Source organism: Achromobacter sp. 46006 (assembly GCF_059761975.1).
Map to the genome: position 1 here is coordinate 1 of NZ_JCBANN010000115.1, position 4383 is coordinate 4383.

Genomic DNA, 4383 nt, shown 5'->3' on the forward strand with positions numbered 1-4383 from the left:
GCCTGTGGAACCGCCGGCCGAGAAGCCCGTGGAACCGCCGACCGAGAAGCCTGTGGAACCGCCCGCCGAAAAGCCCGTGGAACCGCCTGCAGAAAAGCCTGCTGACCCGCCGGCCGAAAAGCCTGTGGAACCGCCCGCCGAAAAGCCCGCTGAGCCGCCTGCAGAAAAGCCTGTTGAACCGCCAGCCGAGAAGCCCGCCGACCCGCCGGTCGCCCTCCCCAGGCCAAACGCCGGGGGACTGTCGTTGTTCACGCCGTATTCATTGAAGCTGTCCGAACTGGATTCTCTGCGGTCGCGCGACGAGATCATCAGCCGCTTGCGGCAGACCGGCATCGCCGCGGACGACGACATCGTCAACCAGGTCAACGCGGTACGCCAGCAGGTCAACCGCACCACCGTGCTGGCGAGCCTGCCGAAGGTCGCTTTCGTGCTCGAAACCAACCAGCTCAACAAACGGTTGGGAGACGTGCGTCAACTGCATGAAGAGGCCGGGCTATGGATCAAGACCAGCCACGGACAGGCCGACTATCAGCAAGTGCACTTGAAGCACAACACACTGCAATTGGGCCTTGACCGCAAGCAGGGCATGCATTTGTACGGCGTCATGGGAAGCTATACCCAAGGCTCGGGGCAAGGCGACACGGGCCTGTCGGAAAAGCACACCACCGGCGGCATCGGCGTCTACTATGCCATGATCAACGAGAACGGCCCCTTCATCGACGTCATCGCAAAGTACCTGAGAACCAACCATACTTACCAGATGCCCGCCAACCTGCGCATCGAAGGACATGGCGCGCAGTCCACCTCCCTGCTGGCCAGCGTGCAGGCGGGATGGCGGCTGAACCTGCTCAATGATCGCGCCTTCGTTGAACCCTCTGTCGAAGTGGTCACGGGCTACACCAGCGCTTATACGCTGCATGGCGATGAAAGCAGTGTCGATGTCCGGGTCAATGCCAGCACGCCGGTCTATGCCAAGATCGGCGCCGCCGCCGGCCTGAACTTCCAGTCGGATGAACAACGCGGGGTGACGCTTTCAGCCGGGCTGTTCCGGCTTCAGAACCTGCGGCGGGGCGGCGGTATCGATGTCCTGAACAACAGCGTCCCGGGAGATATGCTGAGCACACCGATGGCCGACGACAGCCGTTACTTGGTCAACGTCTCGCTCAATGCCAGGCTGTCGCCCAACTGGCGTTTCTACAGCCAGGTGGAAAGCAGCTTTGCGGGCAAGCTGAAACACGACTACAGCGGCCAGATCGGTGTGCGCTATCAGTTCTGAGCCGGCAAGGTTGCCCGGTCAGGCGAACGCAGGTCCTGGGGCATCCCATTATCAGACCTGCGTTCGGACCTCGGTCCATGACAATGGGCGCTTTCGCTTACCTCGGTGAAAGCGCCGCATGATCTGGAAATCTCTGTCACCTGGCCGCGACCTCATCCCCACCCTCTCGGCCAGCCGGGCAAGACCCGATCCGCGCGACAGGCCGGGCCGCCATGGCGCGCCCCGTCGGGCCATCCGCCCGATCTGCCACAGGCTGTCGATCCTGGTGGGCCTGTTGGCGGCGGCTCCGTTGCATGCCGCCATGGTCGGCACGGATTTGCCTTACCAGACCTATCGCGACTTCGCGGAAAACAAAGGGGTCTTCCGACCGGGCGCACGGAACATCCAACTGTACGACAAGGCCGGAGCGCCGTACGCGGTCCTGGACCGCGCGCCCATGATCGATTTCAGCGTGGCCGACACCACGGGTATCGCAACCCTGGTTGCGCCGCAATACGTCGTCAGCGTCAAGCACAACGGCGGCTACACCGGCGTCACGTTCGGCTATCGCGGTGACACCCGCTATACCCTGGTCAACCGCAACAACCACCGATGGGAGGACTTCCATTCCCCACGCCTGAACAAGATCGTGACCGAAGTGGCGCCCATCGCCATGACCGATGCCGGCGATGCCGCCGGCACCTATGCGGACCTGTCCCGCTTCCCGGTGTTCTACCGGGTCGGCTCCGGCGTGCAGCGGGTTCGGGACAGGGCCGGCGTGCGCACCCGCATCGCGGGCGGCTATGCCTACCTGACCGGCGGCACGGTGGGTTCCCCCGAGGATTCCTACTGGTTCCTGCAGGCGCTGCCGGGCGCCACCTACTCGCCCAAGCAGGGTCCGATGGCCTCCTACGGCGGCCCCGGCGATAGCGGCTCTCCGCTGTTTGCCTGGGACACGCAACGCGGGCAGTGGATACTGGTCGCGGTGCAGACCGGCTGGTCCGGCGAGGGCGCGACGCTCAGCGCATTCGACGTGATTCCCTTGCCGGATGTCATGGATGTCATCGATGGCAAGACCAATGCGCCGGTGATCACGCACCAGCCCGACGGCGAGATCCACTGGACCTACGACGGGACCACCGGAACCGGCACCTTGAACCAGGCGCAGGCCTCCTGGACCATGCACGGCAGGTTCGGGCCGAATCAGGCCGCGGCACTGGACCACGGCAAGGATCTGACCTTCCGCGGCGACGGTCTCGTCGTGCTGGAAAGCACGGTCGACCAAGGGGCCGGCGCCCTCACATTCGACGGCCGCTACACCGTCATGCCGACGGACACCCAGACCTGGCGCGGCGGCGGCATCACGGTGAACGCGGAGTCGTTCGTGGATTGGCAGGTCAACGGCGTGGCCGCCGACAGCCTGCACAAGCTGGGCGCCGGCACGCTGAAGATCAGCGCTTCAGGGGTCAACCCGGGCACGTTGAACATTGGCGATGGCACCGTCATCCTGGCGCAACGCGCCGATGCCAACGACCGGGTCCAGGCTTTCGCGGCCGCCCGCATCGTCAGCGGCCGCCCTACCCTGGTGCTGGCGGACAGCCGCCAGATCGATCCGGACAACATCCAATGGGGATTCCGCGGGGGCAAGCTCGACATCAACGGCAACGATGTCACCTTTCATCGACTGAACGGCGCCGACGCCGGCGCCGTGCTCACCAATAGCGGCTCCCCCGCCACGGTGAACCTGGCCTTCGCCGCCCCCGGCGGCGCCAATGCCACGACTCTCTGGCACGGCCATTTCACCGGCAATGTCAACATCGCCAACACCGCCACGCCCCTGAGCCGCTTCGCCATCGACGGAGGTATCGACAGCAGCGGCACGTTCATCCAGAAGAACGGCCTGCTGTACCTGCAAGGACACCCGGTCGTCCACGCCGCCAATGCCGCCGCCGTCGCGGACATGCTCAAGTCCCTGGGTGACGACTCGCTGCCAACCCGCCCTGTCTCCTTCACGCAGCCCGACTGGGAAACGCGCCACTTTCGCATGGCGGCGCTGGAACTGCGCGACACGCAGCTCCATCTCGGCCGCAACGCCGTGCTCGCCACCGATATCCACGCCGATCATTCGTTCGTCACCCTGGGCAGCACGTCCGTCGTCATCGACCTGAACGACGGCACGGACATCAATACGGCGCCGAGCGCCGGTGAATCGAGCGCTGGCACAGACGCCGATACAAGCAGATTCGAGGGAGGAGTGACCCTGGCGAACCATTCCACCCTGTACATCACGGAACACTTCAACGGCGGCATCGACAGCACCGACAGCGAAACGCATGTCTCCTCCACCCACGCGCTGCTCGACCGCCCCAGCGTATTCACCCACTCGCTGCTGAACCTGCGCGACGACGCCCGGTTGACTGGCCGCGCCGGCCTCGCCTCCGATGGCGAAGTCCGCGTGGGCGCCAACGCCATCCTGTCGATGTTGGCGGCGGCGGATCGCACCCTCCCCGCAACGACCTACTCGGCCGCGTCCTGGATACTGGATGGCCAGGACGCCGTCCTCGAGGCCGGCCCCGGCACCCGCCTGACCGGCAATATTCTGTCCGACCAGGCCGCGCAGGTCCGTCTTGGCGGCGGCGAATCCGGCGGCCTGACGGCGCCTCGCGCGGCTGACCTCGGCGACAGCGCCGCGCCGGAAACGGTGTATACGGGAAGCGTACACGCGGCGCAGGCCAGCATGCAGGTCCAGGACAATACCCACTGGATCGTCACGGGCGATTCCGCGCTTGGGCGACTCCAGGCCAACAAGGCGCTGTTGCGCTTCGAAGACACGGACCGGACCCGCACCGCCTACACCCTGACGGCCGACACGCTTGCCGCGACGGACAGCACGCTTGTCTTCCGGGTCGATCCGAATGGCGGCGATCATGACCGCCTGACGGTCACCACCGGGCTGAGCGGCGGCGGCAACCGCTTGCGGATCACCGAATTCGGCGACCGCCCCGCCAGCGCCGCGCCCGTCGCGCGCGAAGACCTGTTGCTGAGCGCTCCGGCCTCCGCGCCGGCTGACCTGTTTCAACTGGAGCAGGCCTACACCAATGGCACGGCCGCCGACGCCGCGGACGGCA

The 4383-nt window shown here is 65.9% G+C and carries 2 protein-coding genes; both read left to right on the forward strand.

Going from position 1 to position 4383, the window contains the following annotated elements:
* Positions 1 to 1276, forward strand: a 1276-nt coding sequence (locus tag AC6LKG_RS26245) for an autotransporter outer membrane beta-barrel domain-containing protein (protein WP_498169860.1), incomplete at its 5' end; no start/stop codon positions are given.
* Positions 1277 to 1394: 118 nt separating this feature from the next.
* Positions 1395 to 4383: S6 family peptidase (locus tag AC6LKG_RS26250; RefSeq protein WP_498169863.1), on the forward strand; the 2989-nt coding region annotated here is incomplete at its 3' end.